Annotated in this window: 16 protein-coding genes, 1 pseudogene and 2 CRISPR repeat arrays; of the genes and pseudogenes, 9 read left to right on the forward strand and 8 right to left on the reverse strand. The window is 51.3% G+C overall.

Annotation, left to right across the window (positions count from 1 at the left end):
- Positions 1-57: 57 nt before the first annotated feature.
- Positions 58-1317, forward strand: coding sequence for a coiled-coil domain-containing protein (locus L2Y54_RS01510; RefSeq protein ID WP_236499422.1), 1260 nt, complete (start codon positions 58-60; stop codon positions 1315-1317).
- A gap of 66 nt (positions 1318-1383) precedes the next feature.
- On the opposite strand, the gene L2Y54_RS01515 is transcribed toward L2Y54_RS01510, so the two are convergent.
- Positions 1384-3162: an ABCB family ABC transporter ATP-binding protein/permease gene (locus L2Y54_RS01515; RefSeq protein WP_311196216.1), complete on the reverse strand. Its 1779-nt coding sequence runs from the start codon at positions 3160-3162 to the stop codon at positions 1384-1386.
- A 201-nt stretch (positions 3163-3363) separates the two neighbouring features.
- Between L2Y54_RS01515 and L2Y54_RS01520 the strand changes: the two genes are divergently transcribed.
- Positions 3364-5403 carry a TonB-dependent copper receptor gene (locus tag L2Y54_RS01520; protein ID WP_236499424.1) on the forward strand — a complete coding sequence of 680 codons (2040 nt, stop codon included), beginning with the start codon at positions 3364-3366 and terminating at the stop codon, positions 5401-5403.
- 20 nt (positions 5404-5423) lie between these two features.
- Positions 5424-5918 (forward strand): copper chaperone PCu(A)C, encoded by a 495-nt coding sequence (locus L2Y54_RS01525; RefSeq protein ID WP_236499426.1) that lies wholly within the window; start codon positions 5424-5426, stop codon positions 5916-5918.
- Positions 5919-5930: 12 nt separating this feature from the next.
- Here the strand turns inward: L2Y54_RS01525 and L2Y54_RS01530 are convergent, their stop codons facing one another.
- Positions 5931-6575, reverse strand: coding sequence for a C40 family peptidase (locus L2Y54_RS01530; protein ID WP_236499427.1), 645 nt, complete (start codon positions 6573-6575; stop codon positions 5931-5933).
- Between the two features lie 119 nt (positions 6576-6694).
- The gene (locus L2Y54_RS01535; protein ID WP_236499428.1) at positions 6695-7639 is read right to left on the reverse strand and encodes a sigma-54 interaction domain-containing protein; all 945 of its coding nucleotides are present in this window, start codon (positions 7637-7639) and stop codon (positions 6695-6697) included.
- Positions 7640-7750: 111 nt separating this feature from the next.
- On the opposite strand from L2Y54_RS01535, the gene L2Y54_RS01540 reads away from it, so the two are divergent.
- Positions 7751-8671, forward strand: a complete 921-nt coding sequence (locus L2Y54_RS01540; RefSeq protein WP_236499429.1) for an ROK family protein — start codon at positions 7751-7753, stop codon at positions 8669-8671.
- Here L2Y54_RS01540 and L2Y54_RS01545 read toward each other — a convergent pair.
- Positions 8640-9146: a hypothetical protein gene (locus L2Y54_RS01545; protein WP_236499431.1), complete on the reverse strand. Its 507-nt coding sequence runs from the start codon at positions 9144-9146 to the stop codon at positions 8640-8642. The genes L2Y54_RS01540 and L2Y54_RS01545 overlap by 32 nt on opposite strands.
- Before the next feature lie 19 nt (positions 9147-9165).
- Positions 9166-9921: a tRNA pseudouridine(65) synthase TruC gene (truC, locus tag L2Y54_RS01550; RefSeq protein WP_236499433.1), complete on the reverse strand. Its 756-nt coding sequence runs from the start codon at positions 9919-9921 to the stop codon at positions 9166-9168.
- A 159-nt stretch (positions 9922-10080) separates the two neighbouring features.
- Here truC and cas9 point away from each other — a divergent pair, with 159 nt between their 5' ends.
- From cas9 to L2Y54_RS21950, 4 genes and pseudogenes are all read left to right on the forward strand, one after another.
- Complete coding sequence (gene cas9, locus L2Y54_RS01555) at positions 10081-13278, forward strand: type II CRISPR RNA-guided endonuclease Cas9 (RefSeq protein ID WP_236499434.1); 3198 nt, start codon at positions 10081-10083, stop codon at positions 13276-13278.
- Between the two features lie 6 nt (positions 13279-13284).
- Positions 13285-14193, forward strand: a complete 909-nt coding sequence (cas1, locus tag L2Y54_RS01560) for a type II CRISPR-associated endonuclease Cas1 (RefSeq protein ID WP_236499436.1) — start codon at positions 13285-13287, stop codon at positions 14191-14193.
- Positions 14186-14518, forward strand: a complete 333-nt coding sequence (gene cas2 / locus L2Y54_RS01565; protein WP_236499438.1) for a CRISPR-associated endonuclease Cas2 — start codon at positions 14186-14188, stop codon at positions 14516-14518. The genes cas1 and cas2 overlap by 8 nt, the downstream gene beginning before the upstream one ends.
- Positions 14519-14581: 63 nt before the next feature.
- A CRISPR array of direct repeats spans positions 14582-16664; the repeat unit is 36 nt; unit sequence ATTGTAGCATTCCGGGGTGAGAGTGGGAGCTACAAC.
- Positions 16665-16791: 127 nt separating this feature from the next.
- Positions 16792-17660, forward strand: a pseudogene (locus tag L2Y54_RS21950) (IS982 family transposase).
- A gap of 31 nt (positions 17661-17691) precedes the next feature.
- Positions 17692-18189: direct repeats of the CRISPR family, unit length 36 nt; unit sequence ATTGTAGCATTCCGGGGTGAGAGTGGGAGCTACAAC.
- Positions 18190-18294: 105 nt separating this feature from the next.
- Here L2Y54_RS21950 and L2Y54_RS01580 read toward each other — a convergent pair.
- Together L2Y54_RS01580 and L2Y54_RS01585 are read right to left on the reverse strand one after the other, a co-directional pair.
- Entirely contained in the window at positions 18295-18732 is a 438-nt protein-coding gene (locus L2Y54_RS01580) for a type II toxin-antitoxin system VapC family toxin (RefSeq protein WP_236499440.1), read from the reverse strand.
- The gene (locus L2Y54_RS01585) at positions 18729-18989 is read right to left on the reverse strand and encodes a type II toxin-antitoxin system Phd/YefM family antitoxin (protein ID WP_236499441.1); all 261 of its coding nucleotides are present in this window, start codon (positions 18987-18989) and stop codon (positions 18729-18731) included. The genes L2Y54_RS01580 and L2Y54_RS01585 overlap by 4 nt, the downstream gene beginning before the upstream one ends.
- A gap of 157 nt (positions 18990-19146) precedes the next feature.
- On the opposite strand from L2Y54_RS01585, the gene L2Y54_RS01590 reads away from it, so the two are divergent.
- Positions 19147-19575 carry a CBS domain-containing protein gene (locus L2Y54_RS01590; protein WP_236499443.1) on the forward strand — a complete coding sequence of 143 codons (429 nt, stop codon included), beginning with the start codon at positions 19147-19149 and terminating at the stop codon, positions 19573-19575.
- Between the two features lie 21 nt (positions 19576-19596).
- Here L2Y54_RS01590 and ycaO read toward each other — a convergent pair whose 3' ends face one another.
- Entirely contained in the window at positions 19597-21324 is a 1728-nt protein-coding gene (ycaO, locus tag L2Y54_RS01595; RefSeq protein WP_236499445.1) for a 30S ribosomal protein S12 methylthiotransferase accessory factor YcaO, read from the reverse strand.
- Positions 21325-21412: the final 88 nt, after the last annotated feature.

Genomic DNA, 21412 nt, shown 5'->3' on the forward strand with positions numbered 1-21412 from the left:
CATCCAAGGCTATACTAAGCAGAATAAATTATTGATTTAGACACAGGGTTTTCACTTATGTTGGGTTATATTGACTGGATCATCATTCTGGTTGCGCTACTCGCCGCCATCGGGGCTGTATTGTTGCTATTGCCGCAAACAAACAGCAAGGAAACCCAAGAGTTGCGGGTTATCCGCCTGCAAGCCGAGGCAGACCGCAAAAAAGTTGCCGATACGCTGGAAATTACCCAAAACGGGGTACAAGATGCCGAGCAACTGCTGAATAAACTCAAATCACAAGTTGAACAAAGCACCCGCACCTACGAAGCCAGTCAAGCGCGAGCCGAACAAGCAGAACGCATTATTGAACGAGTCGGCACTGCCGAACAGGAAATCCGCGATATTTCCAGCCAACTCGGCGACCGTTTGCAACACCTGCAAAGTTATTGGGATGAACAACTCGGCGACTCCGTAGAAAGTGTCAAACGCATCCGCAGCAAACTGCACGAAGGTCTCGGCCAAGTCGATGACAGCCTCGTGCGTTTACGCGAACAGGAAAAAATGGCGCAAGGCTTTACCCGCCGCCTGATCGACCATCACCACGAACAAGCACACAACCAACAAGAAAATGCTCGCCTTTCCGCTGAAGTTCACAACCGTCTGGAAGCCATGCTCAAAGAATCCAGCCACTTACTGGAACAAATGCAGCGTTATCAAGAAGATGCCGACACCGTTTTCCTGAAATTCAATACCGAAATGGAAGGTCTGGAAACCCAAGCCAGCGAACATTTCAGCACCCTATTCCAAACCACCGATTTGGCACGTCACGAGCTGAACTCTGGTCTAGAAGAAAGCCGCAAACACGTCGAAACCATGCGCCGCCGCGAAGAACAAAGCAACGACCTCAGCCGCCGCATTCACCAACACTTCGAGCAAATCGACCACATCCGCGTGGAGCGCATCGCCAAAACATTGGATTTGACCGAACAAATGTCGACCGACTTGCACAAAGGCATGGAAAACGCCCGCGATTTGCTGTTCTCACTGGAAGTTGCCGTGCAAAACGTCACCTCAAGCCTCGACAGCAAACAAGCCCATGCCAGTGCTAATGTTGCACCTGAACCAGAACGCATGGATGAGCCTACCCCGCTCAAGCTGGTAACAACACCAGCAGAGGCATCGAATACCGATGACATGGAAGTCGATGTGACGGTTGAAGCAGCAATTGACGATAACGAAGTTACCAAACTGGCAGAAATTGGTAATCTGAAACCCATTAAGACTGGGGAAGACGAACCAACCCCGCATAATCTGTTAGCTTTGCGGGCGTACCGCTAAAGTTCAATGGATGCGTGGGTAGAGACGCAAGATTTTGCGTCTCTACGATGGGTGGTCAATCACCATTTACGACTCGTGTAGCTGTAATTCCCACATCGCCAAATATTGCCCGCGCAGTGCCAGCAACTCCGCATGAGTCCCCTGCTCCACCACCCGCCCTTTATCCAGCACCAAAATCCGATCCGCATCCACAATCGTTGATAAGCGGTGCGCAATCATCAGCGTGGTATGCCGCCCAGCCACTTCGTGCAAGGTTTGCTGAATTGCCTGCTCGGTAGCACTGTCCAGCGAAGACGTCGCTTCATCGAAAATCAAAATCGGGGGCTGTTTCAGAATCGCCCGCGCAATCGCCACGCGCTGCTTTTCCCCACCGGATAATTTCAAGCCACGTTCACCCACCACCGTTTCCCAGCCATCCGGCAAACTTTCGATAAACGTGCGGATTTGCGCCATGTCAGCGGCACGTTCAATCTCCGCCTGTGTCGCTTGCACGTTGCCGTATTGCAGGTTGTAACGAATCGTATTGTTAAACAACACAGTATCTTGCGGCACAATCCCAATTGCTTTGCGCAAACTGGCTTGCGAGACTTGCGCAATATCCTGCCCATCAATCAACACACGCCCGCCTGTCACGTCGTAAAAACGGTAAATCAAGCGTGATAAAGTGGATTTCCCCGCCCCGCTATGCCCCACCACCGCGAGTTTTGTTCCAGCAGGCACACTAAAACTCACCCCACGCAAGATCTGGCGTTCCGCCTGATAACCGAAATCGACGTGCTCAAAGCGGATTTCACCCTGCGTCACTTGTAATTCAGTCGCGTTTGGCGCATCGCGCACCTCCTGCGGGGTTTCCAGCAAGCGAAATACCATATCCATATCCGCCAGCGTGTATTTCACTTGCCGGTAAACAATACCCAGCGACCCTAGCGGCAAAAACAATTGCAGCATAAATGCATTCACCATCACCAGATCGCCAATGCTCATTGTGCCGTTCACCACGCTATTTGCTGCCAAAAACATAATAATGGTGACACCAATCGCAATAATCGAAGACTGCCCGAAATTCAACAATGACATCGAAGTTTGGCTTTTCACCGCCACATCTTCCCACTTGCCCAACGTGTCGTCGTAATGTGCTAATTCCAGCTTTTCATTATTGAAATACTTAACGGTTTCGTAGTTGATCAAACTGTCCACCGCCTGATTGCTGGATTGCGAATCCAGCCGGTTCATTTCATGGCGATGATCCATGCGCCACTCAGTAATTTTGATGGTAAAAATCACGTACACCGCCACGGTGGCAAACGTCACCAACGCAAAGGCAGGCGCGTAATTCCCCAACAAAATCACAGCCACCAAGGTAAATTCCACCGCAATCGGAATAATGCTAAACACCATGAAATTCATTAAGGTACTGACCGAAGCCGTGCCGCGTTCCAAATCACGGCTGATCGCGCCGGTTTTGCGTTCCAGATGAAACCGCAACGACAAATTATGCAAATGTTCCAACACTCGAACCGACATTTTGCGCATTGCGTGGTAACGCACCCGCGCAAACACCGTATCGCGCAATTCATTGAACAGCGCACTCGCCAGCCGCAACGCTCCATAGCCCAGCAGCAAAATCACCGGCAATACCAACACCTGTTCCGGCTTGCCCTGTAAGCCATCCACAATATCCTTGAGGAACAGCGGCACACCCACATTCGCCACTTTTGAGGCAATCAGACATGCCAACGCAAATAAGGCTCGCCCCCGGTATTCCCACAAAAACGGCAGCACGGATTTAAGATTGTGCCAGTCACGGCGGTTTTTGTCGGGGCGTTCGGTACGGTTGGGCATCATTGTGTTACACACATCCTGTTAAGCAATGCGCGAATCATAGCGCACCCGTGCCATCGCGTACCGTGTGAAATCACACGGTTAATGCGTCATATCACGCAAATATATTAGTATATAATAAATAATTAATTTAAAAATCAGTCATTTAATAGTTGGCACAGTCATTGCCTTAGCATCGGTAACAAAAATTTTGGAAGGTTCCCCATGCAACATGCTCGCACCCGTTTAACCCTGCTCAGTTCCCTACTAATCGTCAGTGCTGCTGTCTGTGCCGAAGACACCTTGGTCATCGACATCAAATCCACCAAAAAAGCCCCCTCCCCCAACGAAGTACAACCACTGACCGCCGAACGCAGCGCCGTATTACCCGCTGATGGCGGTGATTTCCTCAAGCAATTGAATGGTGTATCCGGCAGTCGCTTTGGCGGGCGCGGCATTGAACCGATCATTCGCGGGCAATCCCAAACCCAGCTCAATGTGTTGCTAGACGGCGCTTACGTGCATGGCGGTTGCCCCAATCGCATGGATCCACCCGCCAGTTGGGCAGCGCTAGAAACCTACGAAAGCGTTAAAGTGGAAAAAGGCGTGCAAACCTTGCAACACGGTTCCGGCGGCAGCGGCGGCACGGTGCTATTCGAGCGCGATACCCGCAGCATTCTTGACCCTGAAGACGGCTGGAGTGGCAAAGCCTCCGCCACCACCATGAGCAATGGCGTGAAACACGATGTCTCCGCCGATGTCACCAAATCCTTCCAACAAGGCTATGCGCGTGTTTTCACACAGGATAGAGAAGCCGACAATTACGAAGACGGCGATGGCAACGAAGTACGCGCTTCTTACCAACACCAGCAAGCCGGTGTCGTGCTAGGTTTTACTCCAACACAAGACCGTTTGCTTGAATACAGCTACGAAAACAACGATTTTTCTGACGCGCTTTACCCCGGTGCAGGCATGGATAGCCCCGAAGAATCCGGCTCCATCCAACGCCTAAAGTACAAAGACAAACTGGATGGTAAAATCAACACCATTGAAGCCGACGTATACACCAGCAATATCGACCACGTGATGGACAATTACAGCCTGCGCCCGCAAACCGGCATGAAAATGGCAGTCCCCACCACCTCGGATACGGTTGGTGGCAAATTGGCACTTACCTCCAGCATTGGCGACACCGACATCACTTACGGGCTGAATGTGCAAAACCGTGAACGCGATGCCGCCATGAAAAACATGTCCGCCCCCGGCGCACCGACCACCAACCTCATGTGGCCAGAAGCCAGCACCGACCAAACCGGCATTTTCGCCGAAGCCACGCGCAAATTCGCCAGCGGCGATAAACTCAAGTACGGGGTGCGGGTTGACCAAGTAGACGCTAGCGCCGCGAAAGCGAATGTTGTGGCGGGCGGGCGCACCGCCAACCAAAACTACACCGCCGTTTACGGCTCTGGCGCAAGCGACAAAACAGAAACCAATGTCAGCGGCTTATTGCGCTATGACAAAGCTCTCAATGACACCACTACCGCGTTTGCCGGAGTCAGCCGCACGGTACGCACCGCCGATGAAACCGAACGCTTCATTAGCAAATGGGGCGCAACAGCACCAGACCGTTGGGTAGGCAACCCCGACATTCAACCCGAAAAACACACCCAACTCGACCTCGGCATTAGCCAGCAACAAGGCAAAGTACGCTGGACAGGCACCGTCTTCGCCGACCAAGTAGACGATTACATCCTGCGCGACAAAGTAACCACAGGCGCACAAACCGGCGCACAAATCTACCGCAATGTTGACGCTGAAATTCTCGGTGCAGAACTGGGGGCAGAAACCAAATTAACCGACAAACTCCGCCTTGCCGCAGATGTGGCTTACGTCAAACGCACCGACACCACCGATGATCGCCCGATTGCGCAAACCCCGCCACTGAATGGCAAATTGCAATTGGATTACAATGGCGGTAAATGGAGCGCTGGCACACGGGTACGCTTTGCCGCAGGGCAAGACCGCATCGACACCGCGATGATTGGCGCAACCGAAGTCGGTGAAAGCGCGGGCTACACCACCCTCGACACTTACGGGCGTTACAGCCTCAATAAATCGACGAAGGTACGCTTTGGGGTGGATAATGTCCTCGATAAAACCTATGCCGAACACGTCAGCCGCCGCAATTTAGACCTAGGAGGCACGATTGAACGGGTAAATGAAGCCGGGCGCAGCGCATGGCTGAAACTCGAAACTGAATTTTAACCTTGTAAAGGAAACACACCGTGAAACGTTTAGTACACACCACTGCCCTTGCCATCTTAATGTCCATGACCGTCGCCTGCCAAGCGGATGCTGATAAAGCAGCAGCGCCCACAACCGGTAAAACCGCCACTGCCGCTGATAGCGTGACCGTAGAAAGTCCGTTTGTACGTGCCGTACCACCGGGACAACCCAATAGTGCAGCATTCATGGCATTGGTGAACGCATCCGACACCGAACACAGCGTCAAATCAGCGACCAGCCCGGTTGCCGCCACCGTGGAGCTGCACACCCACACCAATAACAACGGGGTGATGGAAATGCGCCAAGTGCCACAAATTGACGTACCCGCCAAAGGGCGCACCGAGTTAAAGCCAGGTGGCTTACACATTATGTTGATTGGCTTAACGCAAGACCTGAAAGCAGGCGAAAAAGCCGCTATTACCCTGACGTTTGAAGACGGTAGCACCACCACCGTCGATGCACCGATTCAGGAAGTGACCCCACCTAAACACTAAGACTGCACGAAGTCACACCACGCTTTTCGGGAGTAGCGGCTGAGCTGCTCCCGGAATCCGCCCAAACCCAACCAACTTGCGCTTCCAATAACCTTCCAGCTTGGTGGTGGTAATGACTTTGCCAGTGCGCGGGGCATGGATAAACTTATCTCTCCCCAAGTAAATCCCCACGTGGCTGACTTTCTGACCGCGTGTCCTGAAAAATACCAAATCACCACGATCGGCTTCTTGATGCGGAATTTTCACCGCTGCCTTGTATTGCCCAGCGGCGGTACGCGGGATATTAACATTCGCGCCCTTCTCAAAAGAATATTGCGTCAAACCGCTGCAATCGAAGCCTTTCATCGGACTATTGCCACCCCAGCAATAACCCTTGCCGCTTTGCTTGAGCGCGTGCACGACTACTTTGTCGAGTGGGGTAAGCGCTGTTGCTGCCGGTTTCGCTGCCGGTTTTGCGGCTGACGCTGGCGGGGGAATAGCAGTTACGTGCTTAACCGGCGCTGCCTGGCTTACCGGCTGTTTAGGGGATTTGTCAGGCTGGATACTTTGTAACGGGGTAATATCTGCCACACGCGGATTCAGGCTACACCCCGCCATCGTTAACATAGCGGAACCTAACACGGAATATTTTAACGCTGACACATGATGACTTAACATACACGACCTCACCTCAACTTATCTCACCCTAAGGTTTTGGCAGAGGCGGGATGATTGTGCCGTGCTTAGCCGACTAGAGGCAGGAAATAAGCGCCAGCCTGTAAACGGTCGAGTGATTGTCAGGCAAGCACTTGTTTTTTCAGGCGATAGTTCAGCGCGTCGCGGCTAATCCCCAACAGGCGGGCAGCGTGGGTCTTGTTGTTTTGAGTGCGCTCCAAGGCTTGGCTCAGCAAGTTGCGTTCCAGATCTTCCAGATTCACACCCGTTTCTGGGAGGTTGAAAGGCTGATTCGCAGCAAGGGCTGGCGAACGCATTTCCTGCGGCAAATTGCTAGCCGCAATCTCACGCCCTGCCAGCAAAATACTCAAACGTTCGCACAAGTTGCGCAATTCGCGCACATTGCCTTGCCATGCATAACGCTGCAATTGCGCTTGCGCTTCCTTATTGAAGCTTGCCACCGGTAAGTTGTGTTGCGCCGCAAACCGTTGCAGAAAGTGTTGACTGAGTAGCGTGATGTCTTCCTTACGCTCACGTAAGGCGGGTAATTCCACCGGCACAATGTTGAGGCGGTAGAATAAATCCTGGCGGAATGCACCCGTTTGCGCCAGCGCATACAAATCACGGTGCGTAGCTGCCAACACCCGCACGTTCACGCGCTTAGTCTGGGCTTCCCCCAAGGGTTGGATTTCGCCGGATTCGAGAAACCGTAACAGTTTGGCTTGCAGGTTCAGCGGCAATTCGCCGATTTCATCCAGAAACACCGTGCCACCATCAGCAGCACTCAGCAAGCCAACATGGTGATGATCCGCCCCGGTGAACGCGCCCTTGCGATGCCCAAATAACAACGATTCCGCTAAGGTTTCCGGCAACGCCGCGCAATTGACGGTGATAAATGCCTGCTGGCGACGTGGACTCATTGCGTGCATGGCGTGCGCCACCAGTTCCTTGCCAGTGCCAGATTCACCAGTGATTAATACACTCGCATCCGTTTGCGCGATCAAGTGCGCGGAACGCAATACGGCTTCCATCAAGGGAGAGCGGGTAAGAATGTCTTTAAACTGCATGGTAACGCCTGCCATTTTCGTCTATGTTCAACGGGTTTGGCGTAATTTAACATTATTTTGCTAGGGTTTGTCATGACTTAGCGCAGCTTTCTTGGATTAACGGAGGAGTGTGTGCATATCGGCATTGATTTAGGCGGTACAAAAATCGAAGTACTGCTACTGGATACGCAAGGGCAGGAAATCTTTCGCAAGCGCCTGCCTACCCCACAGGGTCAATACGCAGCGATTTTAACCACCATCAAGCAATTGGTGGATGACGCGGAACAGCACGCGGGGCAACCATGCAGCGTTGGCATTGGCACACCCGGCGCGATTTCACCCGCCACGGGCTTGATGAAAAATTCCAATTCCGTGGTCTTGAACGGCAAACCGTTACACACCGCGCTGGAAAACCTGTTGCAACGCTCGGTACGCATGGAAAATGACGCCAATTGCCTAGCACTGTCAGAAGCAACCGACGGTACGGCTGCTGGTGCTGCCGTGGTGTTCGGCGTAATCGTCGGCACGGGGACAGGCGCGGGCATTGTGGTGCATGGCAAAGTCTTAACCGGTGCGAATGCGATTGCGGGCGAATGGGGACATAACCCGCTGCCTTGGCCTGAACCCGCCGAGTTACCGGGCAAAGCTTGTTATTGCGGCAAACACGGCTGTATTGAAACTTGGCTTTCCGGCACGGGGTTTCAGGCTGAATACCAATTAACCACAGGCACGACACTTGCCGCCACTGACATTGTGCAGTTAGCGATCAAAGGGGACATCACCGCCGAACATTGCCTGCAAGCTTACGAAGAACGCATGGCGAAAAGCCTTGCGCACGTCATCAATATCCTCGACCCCGATGTGATTGTATTAGGCGGGGGAATGTCGAATATCCAACGGTTATACCGCAATGTGCCGCAGCGCTGGGGCAAATACGTCTTTTCGGATCAGGTTGCCACCCGTTTGGTTGCGCCCCATTTTGGGGATTCGAGTGGCGTGCGTGGTGCAGCTTGGTTAGGTGCTAACCACCGCCTCGGTAAAAACGGTTATTGACGGCAGGTTTTTCAGGCGGTGATTCGACTTTGCGTGCCTCAAGCGGTACTGGCTCAGGCGCAATAACCGGCATACTGCCCCGGTAAAATTGGTTGGCAACCTGAGGCGGAACTGCCGATTGCTCAATCGACGCACTTACTTGGGGCATTGCCTCCTGACGGGGCGGGCTAATGGGCTGAATGCTGAGCAATGCCAAACATGCCTGATGATCAACGGCTGCACTGGCACGGAAAGGAATCAACTGATTTTCCGAAAAAGAACAAGAGCCGCCGGTCACTTCCAGCAAACTTAATACCGCCGCCTGCCCTTGGTCACGGCGGTGTGTGCAATGTGTCAGTTTGCCCGCATTAATCGCGAAGCGGCAGGAGGTATTATTATCGGTGGCAATATAAAACGTGCCGGTCTGCTTATAGCCAAGCACACTAGCCAAATGGCTCAAAATCTGCGCCAAGGAGAGAGGAGAATGCTTTTCCATAGAAGCCTCTGGGTAGTCGTCATACACTAATTATTGGTGGTTCTTGGAAAGGTAGCAATAAGCGTACCACCTGAGCGAAATCTTCCGGTGGCGACGCATCTAACTTCAAAGCCGTCTGAGAGTGGGGATGCAAGCATTCCAAGCTTGCCGCGTGTAACAGCAGCCGCTGGCAGGCAAATTGTTCACGGAAAAAACGGTTATGTTTGCCATTCCCGTGCGTGGTGTCACCGATCAGGTGATGGGAAATGTGTTTCAAGTGACGGCGCAATTGATGCTTGCGCCCTGTTTTGGGGCATAGCTCTACCAAGGAATAGCGACTGGTGGGGTAACGATCAACCGCATACGGCAATTCAAAACTCATTAAACGCCGGTAATGGCTGACGGCTGGTTGGGCGGGCTTGTGTTGGTCGGCTTGTGCATCCGTCAACTTATCGAGTTCTTCGGTAAGCGGATGATCAATCACACCCTGTTCAGGGATACGCCCGCGCACCACTGCAAGGTAAGTTTTTTGCACTTGCCCTGCGGTGAACTGCTCCGTTAGCAAACGTGCAGTCGTGCTATCGAGTGCAAACAGCAAAACGCCGGAAGTCGGTTTATCCAGCCGATGCACGGGGTAAACTTTCTGCCCAATTTGGTCGCGGGTAAGCTGAATCGCAAAACGGGTTTCGTGGCGGTCGATCAAGCTGCGATGCACCAACAAGCCTGAGGGTTTGTTGATGGCCACCAAATGTTCATCGCGGTAGAGGATTTCTAGCATAGGGATGATTGTGCGCAAATAGAAAACCCGACACAAGGTCGGGTTTGGATTCGGTTCTAAATCCCGAAGGATTTATACCTTATTGTAGCAACGGCTCTCACCCCGGAATGCAACAACATTTGCTCTACGCGATTAATAATATATCATCAGAGCTTCTATGGATTCAAGGGCTGATTTATGACTGGGGAAATCTGTAACGTTCCGTATGTACTCGGATTGGACATTGGTATGGCATCTGTGGGGGCAGCCCTATTAGCAGAAGATCATATTCTTGGCTTGCATGTGCGTGCATTCAACAAAGCCGAAACCGCTAAAGAAGGCGAGTCTCTGAATAAAATTCGGCGCGACTCACGCTTGACTCGGCGGCGCTTACACCGACGCGCATTCCGCTTGCTACGCCTGCGCCGCTTGTTTAAACGCACGGGTTTGTTAGCAGATCATTCACCCTGTGCTTTTATGATCCCGAATACATCGCCCTGGCAATTACGTGCCGAAGGTTTGGATAGGCAATTATCCCCTGCTGAATGGGCAACGGTGCTTTATCATTTGGTCAAACACCGTGGGTTTCAGTCCACCCGTAAAAGTGAAGCAAAAGCAGATGAAAAAGCGGGGCAAATGCTCAGCGGCGTCAATCACAATGCACAATTATTAGAGGCTAGTAATTACCGCACCGTCGGGGAACTGGCTTGGAAACACGACAATTTCCGTGACGCTAAACGCAATAAAGGCGGGCATTACACACACACGTTTGCCCGTGCTGATGTCGAAACAGAGTTGCGTACTTTGTTTGCGGCTCAACGTCTGATAGGTAATCAGCATACCAGCGATACCTTAGAACAAGGTGTACACACGCTGCTGATGGCGCGTCGCCCTGCTTTATCCGGGGATAATCTGCTAAAACTGGTTGGCAAATGTACGTTTGAAACCCAAGAATATCGCGCCCCCAAAGCCAGCCACACCGCTGAACGCTTTGTCTGGTTAACCCGGCTCAATAACCTGCGGATTAGCGGCATTGGACAAGCCCGCCCATTGGCAGAAAGTGAACGGCAGGTATTATTACAACTCCCCTTCACACAAGCCAAGCTCACCTACAAACAAGTGCGCAAGGTGTTGGATTTAGGCGAAGCTGAACGCTTTGCGGGACTCAATTACCGCGACAAAGACCCAGAAGGGTCAACCCTGTTTGAAGCTAAGTATTTTCATACCCTGCGCAAAGCTTACGAAAGTGCGAATTTAAAATCCGCCTGGCAGCGCGACAGTCTCGATACTGAACGTTTGGATACACTGGCTTACGCTCTCACGGTATTCAAAGAAGATGTGGAATCCCGACGTTGGTTAAGTGAACAAGGCGTGGAAGCTGCCATTATTGAGGCAGTGTTAGAGGTATCGTTCACGGATTTTGTGCGCCTATCGCGCAAAGCCCTGCTGAAAATTCTGCCCTTTATGGAACAAGGCAGACGCTATGATGAAGCGGTACAAGATGCGGGCTATCACCATCACAGCCAGAAAGATACGGGTCAAAAATCGCGTTTACTGCCTGCTTTCAGCAAAGAAGATGTCATCAATCCCGTGGTGTACCGCTCGCTCAATCAAGCCCGCAAACTGGTTAATGCGATTGTGCAAAAATACGGTGCGCCTTCCGCCGTGCATATCGAACTGGCACGGGATTTGAGCAAACCGTTTGAAGAACGTAAACGGATTGAACGTGAACAAAAAGAATTCCGCACCAACAAAGAGGAAGACATCAAGCAGTTCATTGCACAGTTCGGCTTTGAACCCAAAGGGCTGGATTTAATCAAATGGCGGCTGTATCGCGAACAAGATGCTAAGTGTGCCTATAGCCTGCAAGCACTTGACCTGCATCGCCTGTATGAAAACGGTTATGCGGAAATTGACCATGCGTTGCCCTATTCACGCAGCTTCGATGATGGCATGAACAATAAGGTGCTGGTTCTCACCACCGAAAATCGCAACAAGGGCAACCGCACACCTTACGAATATCTGGATGGTAAAAATGACTCATCGCAATGGCACGAGTTTATGGCATGGGTCATGGGCAACAAGAAAATCCGCCAAGCCAAACGCATGAAGTTGTTGCGTAAAGATTTTGGGCAAGAGGAAGCCGAAAAATTCCGGGAACGTAATCTCACGGATACTCGCTATGCCTGTCGTTTATTCAAGAATCACGTCGAAACCCACCTGCAACTGGCGGAATGTTCAGACAGTAAACGTGCCGTGGTGATTTCCGGGCAGTTGACCGCATTTTTGCGGGTGCGGTGGGGGTTGATTAAAGTACGTGCTGATGGCGATTTGCATCATGCGCTGGATGCGGCGGTAGTGGCGGCTTGCAGTCATGCTTTTGTGCAACGCTTGGCAAAATACTCGCAACGGGGTGAGTTGGAATACTTAAAAACGCATACGATTGATCCAGAAACCGGTGAAGTTGTCGATATTGCAGCATTGCGGCAATTAGAAAAAGATTTTCCGCAACCGTGGGCAGGTTTCCGTAAGGAATTATTGGCACGGTTGTCGCCTAATCCGGCAGCAGCCATTCCTCCACTGGAAGGCGTTGCTCCGGTTCGCGTTTCCCGCGCTCCACAACGGCGTGGAACAGGGTCAGCGCATCAGGAAACCATCCGTTCCGCCAAACAGCTTCAACAAGGTATTAGCAGTGTCAAAGTGCCGCTGGAAAGACTGCGCTTGCAGGATTTGCCCAATATTGTTGGAGCACACGACCCACGTAATGAAAGCTTGATCACCGCGATTCAGCAACGGTTGCATGAACACAAAGGCGATGGCAAAAAAGCCTTTGCTGAACCACTCTATAAACCTTGTAAAGAAGGCAAAGAAGCCAATGCGCCGCAAGTGCGCAGTGTGCGTTTGCTGGATACACAGAAAAGTGGCTTACCCGTTCGGGGTGGGATTGCCAATAACGGTGATATGTTGCGGGCAGATATTTTTGAGAAGGGGGGAAAGTTTTTCGCTATTCCTCTGTATGTTTCTGATGTAGCAAAACGGGAATTACCGAATAAAGCCGTTACCCGTGACAAACCAGAGTCCGAATGGGTTGTCATGGACGAAACTTACAGATTCGTATTCAGTTTATATTCCAACGATTGGGTACGAGTAACGGTGAAAGGCAAGCCAATCATTGAAGGGTATTACTCTGCGGTGAGTCGATCTACTGGAGCATTGGATATTTGGGTTCATGATCGTAACCGCCGTATTGGACGTACTGGCAAAGAGGGATTAATTGAGGGCGTTGGTATTAAAACCGCTCTTTCCGTCGAAAAATTCCATGTCGATATGCTCGGCAATCTCTATCGGGCGCGGAACGAAACCCGTCAACCCTTGAAACCCAGCAAGAAACGGTGATGAATCATGACTTGGCGCAGTGTGGTGATTACCAAACCTGCCCGACTCAGCTTCAAGAATCGGGCATTGGTGGTGGAACAGGAAGGTGAAAAGGCTTCTGTTCCGCTGGAAGATATTGCGGTTTTGGTGCTTGATACACCACAGGTAGTGCTGACTTCACAATTATTGTCGGCGTGTGTGGAGGCTGGAATTGTGACCATTACCGTCAACGCGATGCACACCCCCAACGGCGTATTAATGCCTTACTTGTCGCATAGTCGGGCGATGAAAGTGATGCGCTTGCAAATGGCACTGAGTGTTCCGGCACAGAAACGTATTTGGCAAAGCATCGTGCAGCAAAAATTGCGAAATCAGGCGGCTGTCCTTGAATTCCGTGATAGCCAGATGCTGGCAAGGCAAGTGTTGAATTTGGTCGCGCAAGTACGGTCTGGCGACCCTGATAACTTCGAGTCCCAAGGGGCGGTGATTTATTTCCCCGCCCTTTTTTATGCGGGTTTCACACGAAGGTATGATTGCTTTTACAACGCGGCGTTGAATTACTGTTACAGCATTGTGCGATCTGCCATTGCGCGGTCACTGGTCAGTTACGGCTTTTTACCGGCGTTTGGCTTGCATCATCGCAATGAGTTAAATGCCTTTAATTTGGCAGATGACCTGATTGAACCTTACCGCCCGTTAGTGGATGCGTGGATTGTGAAAAATTATCCGTTGCAACCGGAACGTGAATTAACCCCACAGGATAAAGCAACCTTGGTCAGTATCCTGCATGTGGATGCGCCACGCTTACGAGGTGATGAGGTTGAGGGTAGTAGCACCGTGTTGGCTTTGATAGATGCTACTGTTATTAGCCTTTCGCAGCGGTTGCAGGATGCGAACGTTAATCTGGTGATGCCCGGATTACCGCGCCATGAGTAAGGAGACCCGTCGATTTATGCGCTTGATGGTATTTTTCGACTTGCCTACGCTGACAAAACTAGACAAACGTGCATACGTTCTGTTTCGGCGTTTTTTGCTGAAAGACGGTTATGACATGATTCAGTGGTCGGTTTATGGGCGTGTTGTCAATGGCTCGGATGATGCGGAAACGCACCTGAAACGGCTTGCCGCTAACCTGCCACCAACCGGCTCAGTTCGTTGCCTGCAAATCAGCGAAAAGCAGTTTGCCAACATCAAGTTGATGGTCGGCACGGCAAAACTTCAGGAAAAAAAGGTCAACGCAGCCCAGTTATTACTGTTTTGATACCGTTTTTTCTATGAAAAAACCCGCTGCAAGCTAAGCCTGTAGCGGGTTTCAGCGTAGGGTATTGTAGCATTCCGGGGTGAGAGTGGGAGCTACAACTAAGGTCTGGGAAGAGGTTCTAATTCAGGAATTGTAGCATTCCGGGGTGAGAGTGGGAGCTACAACTTCGGGATAAATGTCACGTGGGTCAACGCCATTGTAGCATTCCGGGGTGAGAGTGGGAGCTACAACATGATTTGTTGGTTGTATCCGCCGACTTCAATTGTAGCATTCCGGGGTGAGAGTGGGAGCTACAACCCCCCGTGCATTGCGTCCAGCTCACCCCATATTGTAGCATTCCGGGGTGAGAGTGGGAGCTACAACAGCATTGTTGGCACTGGTGATATTGCGGTTATTGTAGCATTCCGGGGTGAGAGTGGGAGCTACAACCGCTGGTTGATCGGTGAGCTGTACCACCGTATTGTAGCATTCCGGGGTGAGAGTGGGAGCTACAACAAAAATTCCGCCTTGCGTCTCGCGGGTGCTATTGTAGCATTCCGGGGTGAGAGTGGGAGCTACAACCCAACTGCTGACGGCTGATACGTTCGCCCAATTGTAGCATTCCGGGGTGAGAGTGGGAGCTACAACAAAAATTCCGCCTTGCGTCTCGCGGGTGCTATTGTAGCATTCCGGGGTGAGAGTGGGAGCTACAACCCAACTGCTGACGGCTGATACGTTCGCCCAATTGTAGCATTCCGGGGTGAGAGTGGGAGCTACAACGGTTGTAATGCCGCTGCATCAGCAGGCTCAATTGTAGCATTCCGGGGTGAGAGTGGGAGCTACAACGTAAACGATAGCACTGGCGCATACGAAGGCATTGTAGCATTCCGGGGTGAGAGTGGGAGCTACAACACTGTCCACGACCGCAACAACATTGCAATCATTGTAGCATTCCGGGGTGAGAGTGGGAGCTACAACGACTAGGGCGAGGATGGTTTCGCCGGTTGTATTGTAGCATTCCGGGGTGAGAGTGGGAGCTACAACTTCCGCCCGGCGCTTGATACCCTGTCCCGCATTGTAGCATTCCGGGGTGAGAGTGGGAGCTACAACCCATTGGGCCACAGTAATGTTCTGCCTTCGATTGTAGCATTCCGGGGTGAGAGTGGGAGCTACAACTGGTGGGACGGCAACACCGCCAGCGATGTGATTGTAGCATTCCGGGGTGAGAGTGGGAGCTACAACGGAAATTAACGGCATAAGCTCAAGTGTTGAATTGTAGCATTCCGGGGTGAGAGTGGGAGCTACAACGGAAATTAACGGCATAAGCTCAAGTGTTGAATTGTAGCATTCCGGGGTGAGAGTGGGAGCTACAACCAGTTATTTTACGACAGGGACATCACAGGAATTGTAGCATTCCGGGGTGAGAGTGGGAGCTACAACGCCGATCATACATTTACAGGCGCAGCTCTCATTGTAGCATTCCGGGGTGAGAGTGGGAGCTACAACTTGGAGTTCTTCGCCCATTTTTATGGTGATATTGTAGCATTCCGGGGTGAGAGTGGGAGCTACAACTTGGAGTTCTTCGCCCATTTTTATGGTGATATTGTAGCATTCCGGGGTGAGAGTGGGAGCTACAACCCCAACATCATAGGCCCCGAAATACTCAGCATTGTAGCATTCCGGGGTGAGAGTGGGAGCTACAACATTCTCGATAGCGTGGTGCATAACTTCGGAATTGTAGCATTCCGGGGTGAGAGTGGGAGCTACAACTATTGGGTCAACAGTCAGTCAAAGTGCAATATTGTAGCATTCCGGGGTGAGAGTGGGAGCTACAACATTCTTTGTGGCACTGAATGCCAAACTTGGATTGTAGCATTCCGGGGTGAGAGTGGGAGCTACAACCTCGACAACTACAAGCCGGACGTGTGGATGATTGTAGCATTCCGGGGTGAGAGTGGGAGCTACAACAAACGTTGTTACGGCTGATGTGCTGATGGAATTGTAGCATTCCGGGGTGAGAGTGGGAGCTACAACCGGAATGGCATCTGTGACCAGCCTTACTGAATTGTAGCATTCCGGGGTGAGAGTGGGAGCTACAACTTCGTGGTCGGTGGGTTCGAGGTTGTGGGTATTGTAGCATTCCGGGGTGAGAGTGGGAGCTACAACTGAATCCGCACCATTCGCCACTACCGGAATATTGTAACCTGAGTTCGGGATAAGGTAAGGCGCAGCCTTTCATGGGAGAATGTGAGTAACCACACACAACATTGACCCCACCAAAGGCTGCTACTGAGATGCTAACACGGTTATTCTGTGCCATTGACGATTTTTGTCAGGACTTTCATCCCGAATGGAACAAAACGTTATTGACCCCGAAAGGCGGGCATCGTCGTCGCCACAGTGGTCTTGGCGATAGTGAAATCATGACGATTTTGGTGCATTACCACCAAGTGGGGTATCGTACTTTCAAGTGGTATTATGAGCGTCATGTCAAAGTATTTCTTAAGGGTCATTTCCCGCAACTCCCTAGTTATCAACGTTTTATTGAGTTAATGCCGCGTGTTCTTTTGCCACTAACCCTGTTTATGCAGCAACGCTGTGAAACGGGGCGAGGTATTGCCTTCATAGACTCTACCCCTTGAAAGTCTGTGAAAATTTGCGTATTCCACGTCATCACACCTTTCGCAAAGACGCAGGGCGGGGTAAATCGTCAACAGGCTGGTTTTATGGGTTCAAACTTCATTTGGTCGTGGATGACTGCGGCAATATTTTATCGTTTGCCATTACTTCGGGTAATACCGATGACCGTAAGCCCGTTCCCACGTTGCTGAAAAAAGTGGTCGGCAAAGTCTTTGGTGATCGTGGCTACATTTCCAAGGCATTGACAGAATCGTTGGCAGAGCAAGGGGTTGAATGGATTACCTCGCTGAAGAAAAACATGAAACCCGTGGCGCGTGACACGTTCGATACACTGATGTTGCGTAAACGGAGCATCATCGAAACCATCAATGATCAGTTGAAAAATATTTCACAAATTGAGCATTCACGCCACCGTTCACTCACTAACTATATGATTAACATCATTGCTGGCTTGGTGTCATATGCCTATCAAGATAAAAAACCAGCACTGGATTTAAAAACATCAGCATTGGTTGTGATCTAAATTGAGGGATGGCTTATCCCGAACTCAGGTTATTGTAGCATTCCGGGGTGAGAGTGGGAGCTACAACTTTGGGCGCTAGATTTGCAACATGGGTTAGATTGTAGCATTCCGGGGTGAGAGTGGGAGCTACAACCAACGCTGGTCAGTTCATTTGCCAGTTTGAATTGTAGCATTCCGGGGTGAGAGTGGGAGCTACAACCCGTGCGCCTGAAAGTTCTTTGCTAACCTTATTGTAGCATTCCGGGGTGAGAGTGGGAGCTACAACCGTCTCGCGGGTGCTTTCGCCCGTAACAGCATTGTAGCATTCCGGGGTGAGAGTGGGAGCTACAACTGCGATACAGGCAACCGTTGACCGCCTGATATTGTAGCATTCCGGGGTGAGAGTGGGAGCTACAACCATCACGCCATCTGCATCACATCCGCACTGATTGTAGCATTCCGGGGTGAGAGTGGGAGCTACAACATGGCTTACGATAACCATTGGCGCTTCACCATTGTAGCATTCCGGGGTGAGAGTGGGAGCTACGGGGTGCGGAGGCGGCTTGGTGGGTATAGGGTGGTGGGATGAAACCTTACCCGTACAAAACAAATGCAGTCACATAAAAATAAAATTCCACTGATAAAGCACCAAAAACTAGTTAACTTTCAAAAAAGGCGTAGCCATTCCCAACAACTTTGCTGCCCGGTTCAAGCGCAAATCGAAACAGGCAAACTGAATGGGTAATTGCGTCACTTGTTGCACATGCCTAGCCGTCGCCAGTTGCACACTGTCATAACCGCGTAACGCAAACGTATCGGCAAATTCACCTGCCAATTCCACAATCGTTTGGCTTACATCCATCACCAAGAAATCAGACCAATCAGCTTTAATGGCTAACTTTGCCTGCTCCATGCTTGGCATATCGGCGGGAACTTCCCTGCTACGCCGCGCTAATGCCGCAAACGCTTCTGCCCACGCAATGCGGCTTACCGCAACGGCTTCCGCCTGCGCGGAAAGCTCCTTCACTGCCAAGCTTTCCGCCTCAACAATATACAATTTGATCAGTGCTGACGTATCACAAAACAGAATCATCCACGCATATCCAAAATGAGGTCAGACATGCTGTATTCAGTGTGGCTAACCACCAAATTTGCCCCCGCCGGTTTACGCCCTGACCAACTAGCTCCCTGAGCTAATAACGCCTGAATACCGGGGTTCTCTGCACCAGCGACACCTTGTAAGCGGGCAATAATACGCCGATGACTGGTGATGTCGATTGCCTCACCACCACGGGTTTGCTGCAAATAATGCGACAAATGTGTCTTCAATTCACGAATAGAAACCTGCATTTTGACCTCTTTCTTGCCAACTTATACCGAATTATAGTCGCAATCGACGGCGGATTTCCAGCATACTAATCGAGCCTTCTTTACTGTTGTATCAAAAAGTTGCAGAGTAATGGGCAAATACTAATAACGATAAACACCCCCAACCGAGGAGGAAAACATGAAAACCGTCAGCGATATTCTCGCCAAAAAAGGCACTGAAATACTCAGTATCAGCCCAACTGTCACCGTGATTGATGCCGTGAAAGCAATGGCGCAACAAAAAGTCGGCGCATTGCTGGTATTGGAAGCAGGCAAACTCAGAGGCATTGTGTCAGAGCAGGATTACACCCGCAAAGTGATTCTGACCTGCCTCAATGCCGAACACATGTTAGTGCAAGACATTATGACGCGGCAGGTCGTGGTCACGCGACCCGACCAGCCGGTTCAGGAAGTGATGGCAATCATGACCGAGCGCCGTATCCGCCATTTGCCGGTGATGCACAATGGCGAATTGGTCGGGCTGGTTTCCATTGGCGATTTGGTCAAGGAAATCATCTCGGAGCAGCAGTTCATTATTGCGCAACTGGAAAACTACATTCACGGGTAAAACCCAGCGCCCTGCTGGTTCTTACAGCGCTGCTAATGTCGGATAAACCTTGCGGTATGCCGTCAGCAAACGCTGGTGCGTCTCGCAGCCGTGCAATTCCAGCGTTGGCGCGGTAATGCCCCAGAAGCGCACGCTGCCATCCAGCAAGGCTTGCGCCTGTTGCAACGCGGTTTCACCGTACAATAAACCCACATTCGGCATATAACCCGCCACATCATCCATATCCAACAAGGCTTCGATGCAACGGTACACGCGGCGGCGCTCGTCATTGATTTGCTCGAAATGGCGAATCCACTGGCAACCTTCCCGAATCGCGTCTTCATCATCCATCGCCAATGCCAGCAAGGTTTTCAACTCGCCGACCCGCAAATCCGCCCACAGCGAACCCGCATCCGGCGCTAACCCAATCAGCGCTGCCACCGGCTGGTGATCATCCAAACCCAATTCTTCGATGGTATCGAACAGCTCGGTGCATTCCTCATCTTCCAAATCCGGCAAATGCAGAATCGCCTCGCGCACCGCATTACCCGTGCTGTTATTGTCCCACTCCAAATCTTCAGCCTGATAAATTTCCGACATTTCCGGCACAATAATGCGGCAGGCATACACGCCCAAATGCTCGAAATCCATAATATAGATGTCGAAATCATCCGCATGGATGCGTTCCATCAAATGCTGGCACTCTTCCTCGGTCGTGCCACTGAAATTCCAGTCGACAAATTCATAATCGGGTTCATTCCACAAAAAATCCCAATGCATCGGACCGCTGGAATCAATGAAATGCGTTTCCAGATTTTGCGGGGAAGCTACATCGTCCAGCTCAAAACTCGGCTCAGAAAAACCCGCCAAGCGATCCAATGCCCTGCCCTGCAACAATTCCGTGAGGGAACGTTCCAACGCCACTTCAAAACGCGGATGCGCCCCAAAACTGGCATACACACCCTGATCGTCCGGGTTCAGCAAGGTCACGCACATCACCGGGTATTGCCCGCCCAATGACGCATCTTTCACCAAAATGCCAAAACCGGCTGCGCGTAATTCAGCAATACCGGCCTGAATGTGCGGATAACGTGCAATAATCGCTTCCGGTACATCCGGCAGACAGATTCCTTCCGCAATAATGCGGAACTTGATGTGGCGCTCGAAAATTTCCGATAAGGCTTGAGTACGTGCCTCAGTGCGGGTATTGCCCGCCGACATGCCGTTACTGACGTACAAATTACCGATAATATTGACCGGAAACCACACGGTTGCGCCGTCACGCTGACGTACATAGGGCAAAGCACAAACGCCGCGCTCTTCGTTACCGGAATTAATATCGACTAATTTAACCGCATCCAAACTGGTTTCTGGATCGTAAAAACTCAAAGTATCTTCATCCAGCAAACCGGCGGGCAAGTTACCGGAGTCATCCAATGCGAACCATTTTTCATCAGGATGGTGCACAAAATTGCTCTGGGCAATGGTGTTACCCAAGTAAAAATCCGCCCAGAAATAATTGGTGCTGAGGCGCTCGAAGTATTCACCCAAAGCACTGGCAAGCGCCGCTTTCTGCGATGCGCCTTTGCCATTGGTGAACAACATCGGGCAATCACGATCGCGGATGTGGACTGACCACACATTGGCAATCGGGTTCAGCCAAGAGGCTTCCTCGATATGGAAACCAAGGCGCTGTAGCTTGTCCTGCATCACGGCGATAGAAGCTTCCAGTGCGGCATCTTTGCCGGGAATAAAGGTTTGTGCTGGCATGAGGGGAACTCGGTTGGTGGTCATTGTCAAACGTTAAGTGAACCATTTTAGCGCACTGCACCAACAGGTGTCGTGTTATTCGGTATAA

It is taken from the genome of Thiothrix winogradskyi (genome assembly GCF_021650935.1).
Classification (GTDB): Bacteria; Pseudomonadota; Gammaproteobacteria; order Thiotrichales; family Thiotrichaceae; genus Thiothrix; species Thiothrix winogradskyi.

What these genes read in the sequence shown, in the direction of transcription:
- L2Y54_RS01510 (WP_236499422.1), top strand. Translation starts at nt 58, where the DNA reads ATGTTGGGTTATATTGACTGGATCATCATTCTGGTTGCGCTACTCGCC.
- L2Y54_RS01515 (WP_311196216.1), bottom strand. Translation starts at nt 3,162, where the DNA reads ATGATGCCCAACCGTACCGAACGCCCCGACAAAAACCGCCGTGACTGG.
- L2Y54_RS01520 (WP_236499424.1), top strand. Translation starts at nt 3,364, where the DNA reads ATGCAACATGCTCGCACCCGTTTAACCCTGCTCAGTTCCCTACTAATC.
- L2Y54_RS01530 (WP_236499427.1), bottom strand. Translation starts at nt 6,575, where the DNA reads ATGTTAAGTCATCATGTGTCAGCGTTAAAATATTCCGTGTTAGGTTCC.
- L2Y54_RS01535 (WP_236499428.1), bottom strand. Translation starts at nt 7,639, where the DNA reads ATGCAGTTTAAAGACATTCTTACCCGCTCTCCCTTGATGGAAGCCGTA.
- L2Y54_RS01545 (WP_236499431.1), bottom strand. Translation starts at nt 9,146, where the DNA reads ATGGAAAAGCATTCTCCTCTCTCCTTGGCGCAGATTTTGAGCCATTTG.
- cas9 (WP_236499434.1), top strand. Translation starts at nt 10,081, where the DNA reads ATGACTGGGGAAATCTGTAACGTTCCGTATGTACTCGGATTGGACATT.
- cas1 (WP_236499436.1), top strand. Translation starts at nt 13,285, where the DNA reads ATGACTTGGCGCAGTGTGGTGATTACCAAACCTGCCCGACTCAGCTTC.
- cas2 (WP_236499438.1), top strand. Translation starts at nt 14,186, where the DNA reads ATGAGTAAGGAGACCCGTCGATTTATGCGCTTGATGGTATTTTTCGAC.
- L2Y54_RS01580 (WP_236499440.1), bottom strand. Translation starts at nt 18,732, where the DNA reads ATGATTCTGTTTTGTGATACGTCAGCACTGATCAAATTGTATATTGTT.
- L2Y54_RS01585 (WP_236499441.1), bottom strand. Translation starts at nt 18,989, where the DNA reads ATGCAGGTTTCTATTCGTGAATTGAAGACACATTTGTCGCATTATTTG.
- L2Y54_RS01590 (WP_236499443.1), top strand. Translation starts at nt 19,147, where the DNA reads ATGAAAACCGTCAGCGATATTCTCGCCAAAAAAGGCACTGAAATACTC.
- ycaO (WP_236499445.1), bottom strand. Translation starts at nt 21,324, where the DNA reads ATGCCAGCACAAACCTTTATTCCCGGCAAAGATGCCGCACTGGAAGCT.